Origin of the sequence: Acidisphaera rubrifaciens HS-AP3 (assembly GCF_000964365.1) — a bacterium.
In the GTDB taxonomy this organism is placed as follows: domain Bacteria; phylum Pseudomonadota; class Alphaproteobacteria; order Acetobacterales; family Acetobacteraceae; genus Acidisphaera; species Acidisphaera rubrifaciens.
Genome location: NZ_BANB01000681.1, coordinates 1 through 2,857, shown reverse-complemented (window position 1 = coordinate 2,857; position 2,857 = coordinate 1). Strand labels below are relative to the sequence as shown.

Here is a 2,857-nt window from a genome sequence, read left to right as displayed (position 1 = left end):
AAAAAAGGCGGCGCCGCGCGGGTTCACCGAAGAGCAATCGATGATCGACACGTTGTCTGTGCGGGCGCGCGGCTCGCCGGCCATCCCGGCATCCTGTGCTATGGGCAAGCGGCGGCAGTCAGAAGGATGTGGGCGGACCATGCGGGAACGGATGCTTCGGGCTGGGCCAGACGTCGTGACCGGACAGCGCGCATGAGCGTCGGTATCGCCGAGGTTGCCGTCAGCGCCATCGACCTGGAGCCGGACGCGGTCAACACCGCGGCCGGCCCGATCCTTCTGGGCGACACGTTCACGGACGCGAGCGTGCGCGACTATTTCGACCGGCAGGCGCACACGACGCGGCTGCGGCAGTGGCGGTTGCGCGATGTCGTGCTCGACACCTATCTCGCGATGCTGTTCCACGGCGGCCAGCGGGTGCGCGAGACGACGGTGCTGGTGCCGGAGGCGGACGCGCCGGAGCCGAGCGACCGGGTGGACCGCGTGCTGTCGGTCGAGCCGGGCAGCCTGCCGATCGTCGGCTACAACCGCATCTGGACCAACTACTACCATTGGGTCGCCCAGGCGCTGCCGGCGATCGACAACGCGATCCAGCGCTGCGCCGACCACCGCCCGGTCTGCCTGCTCCCCCCGATGGGCCCGCTGCAGCAGCAGACGCTGGCGCTGCTCGGCCATCGCGGCGCCCGCTATCTGTCGGTCACGGAGTTCGTGCGCGCCCGGCTCGCGCTGTGCGAGTTTAGCGACCTGCTGCTCTCCGCCTTCACCGTGTCCATGAGCGCGCGGCGCACCTGGGACCGGCTGGCGGCGGCGGCGCGGTCTGACATCGCGACGGCGCCGCACATCTATGTGGCGCGGACCGACAGCACCAACCGGCGCATGGTCAACGAGGACGCGCTGATCGCCTATCTGGAGACGATCGGATTCCGGATCGTGCTGCCCGGCTCCTACACGCCGGAGGAACAGATCGTGCTGTTCCGCGAGGCGCGCGTGGTGGTCGGTGGCCACGGCGCGGGCATGACCAACATCGCGTTCTGCCGTCCCGGCACGCTGATCTATGAATTGCTGCCGGCCTATTACCCGAATGCCTGCTTCAACCGCATGGCACAGAGCGGCGGGGTGACCTATGCCGCCGACATGTTCCAGGGCGAGGGCACGATCGAGACGCAGTTGCAAAGCCGGTGGTGGGTCGATCTCGACGTGTTCAAGCGCCGGCTCGACACGCTGCTCCGCCACGCGACGGCGCCGGCGGCATAGGCGACCGCGCCGGACGCTCGGCCGCCCTCTTGGCGCCCCCCCCTTGGCGCCCCCCGTGGCGCTCCCGTGGACCGCCCGTCAGGACGGCCGGGTGATGTAGCGCTTGAGGCTGTCCAGATCGCTTTCGTGCTGCATGATCCGATACTTCACCAGATCGCGGATGCTGATGATGCCGACCAGCCGGCCATTCTCCAGCACCGGCAGGTGACGGAAATAGCCGCTGTCCATCAGCTCCATCGCCTCGTCCACCGAGGTCTCGGGCGAGGCCGCGATCACGTGGCGGGTCATCATGTCCGCCGCCCGCGCCTCGGCCAGGCGCTCCGGACCGGCGGCGACGGCCTTCACGACGTCGCGTTCGCTGACGATGCCGGCGACCGAGCCGTCGTCGGCAAGCACCAGCACCGAGCCGATCCGCTGACCGGCCATGGTCTCCGCGATTTCACGGGCCGTCGCGTTCGGTGAAACCGAAGTGATTTCACCGCCCTTGTATTTCAGTACAGCCCTGACCGTCATCGCCACGATCCCCCGTGCAAAGCAACCCTGTTTCTTTCAGATGGGAACATCGGGGCGTTTCGCAGCCCCGCCCACGCGTCACGCCGCGAGTTTCGCTTCCACCTCGGCAGGGGCCATGCGCACCAGGGCCTCGTAATCGCCAAGCAGCGTCTCCGTGATCGCGCCGGGCGTGAAGTGATAGTCGCCGATCTGGCGCACCGGCGTCACCTCGGCGGCAGTGCCGGCGAGGAAGCATTCGCTCGCCTGCGCCATCTCTTCCGGCATCATCGCCCGCTCGACCACCGTCATCTGTCGCTTGCGGGCGAGCGCCATCACCGAACGCCGGGTGATGCCGTCGAGGAAACAGTCCGGCGTCGGCGTGTGCAGCACGCCGTCGATCACAAAGAAGATATTGGCGCCGGTCGCCTCGCTGATCTGGCCGCGCCAGTCGAGCATCAGCGCGTCGTTCCAGCCCGCCGCCTCCGCCTCGTGCTTGGACAGCGTGCCGATCATGTAGTTGCCCGCCGCCTTCGCCGCGGTGGGCGAGGTCTGCGGATGCGGACGGCGCCAGGACGCGACGCCCAGCCGGACGCCGGCCATACGGTCGGCGCCGAACAGGTTGGGCCACGGCCAGACGGCGATCATCAGGTGGATCTTCGTGTGCTGCGCCGCGACCGCCAGCATCTCCGACCCGCGCCAGGCGAGCGGGCGGACATAGGCGTCCGTCAGGTTGTTCGCGGCCAGCGTCTCCACGATCGCCGCGTCGATCTGCTCGGCGGAGAAGGGGATGTCGAAGCCCAGGATGCGCCCCGAATTGATCAGCCGATCGGTATGCGCGCGCAGGCGGAAGACGTGGCCGGCATAGGACCGCTCACCCTCGAACACCGCGCTCGCGTAATGCAGGCCGTGCGTCAGGACATGCAGCTTGGCGTCCCGCCAGGGGATCAGATGCCCGTCCCACCAGATCCAGCCGTCGCGGTCGTCGAAAGGAACAAGCGCCATCCCCGGCCTCCCTTGCAAGATTGTTGCGTCTGCTCACGTCCAGGTATAAGCATCCATCCCGTTACGTCAATGTGACTGCCGTATCCGACAGGAATGCCAGCCATGCCCGACA

General features: G+C 68.0%; 3 protein-coding genes. 1 reads left to right on the top strand and 2 read right to left on the bottom strand.

Translation table 11 applies throughout. The features are described 5' to 3' along the window. Positions 1–192: 192 nt before the first annotated feature. Positions 193–1,251, top strand: coding sequence for a glycosyltransferase family 61 protein (locus B8460_RS16345; protein WP_048862678.1), 1,059 nt, complete (start codon positions 193–195; stop codon positions 1,249–1,251). 78 nt (positions 1,252–1,329) lie between these two features. Here B8460_RS16345 and B8460_RS16340 read toward each other — a convergent pair whose 3' ends face one another. Together B8460_RS16340 and B8460_RS16335 are read right to left on the bottom strand one after the other, a co-directional pair. Further along, complete coding sequence (locus tag B8460_RS16340) at positions 1,330–1,764, bottom strand: CBS domain-containing protein (protein WP_084623784.1); 435 nt, start codon at positions 1,762–1,764, stop codon at positions 1,330–1,332. Between the two features lie 78 nt (positions 1,765–1,842). Beyond that, positions 1,843–2,745, bottom strand: a complete 903-nt coding sequence (locus B8460_RS16335) for a branched-chain amino acid aminotransferase (protein ID WP_048862676.1) — start codon at positions 2,743–2,745, stop codon at positions 1,843–1,845. Positions 2,746–2,857 lie beyond the last annotated feature (112 nt).

Coding starts and splice junctions, on each gene's coding strand:
- B8460_RS16345 (WP_048862678.1), top strand. CDS start 193: ATGAGCGTCGGTATCGCCGAGGTTGCCGTCAGCGCCATCGACCTGGAG.
- B8460_RS16340 (WP_084623784.1), bottom strand. CDS start 1,764: ATGACGGTCAGGGCTGTACTGAAATACAAGGGCGGTGAAATCACTTCG.
- B8460_RS16335 (WP_048862676.1), bottom strand. CDS start 2,745: ATGGCGCTTGTTCCTTTCGACGACCGCGACGGCTGGATCTGGTGGGAC.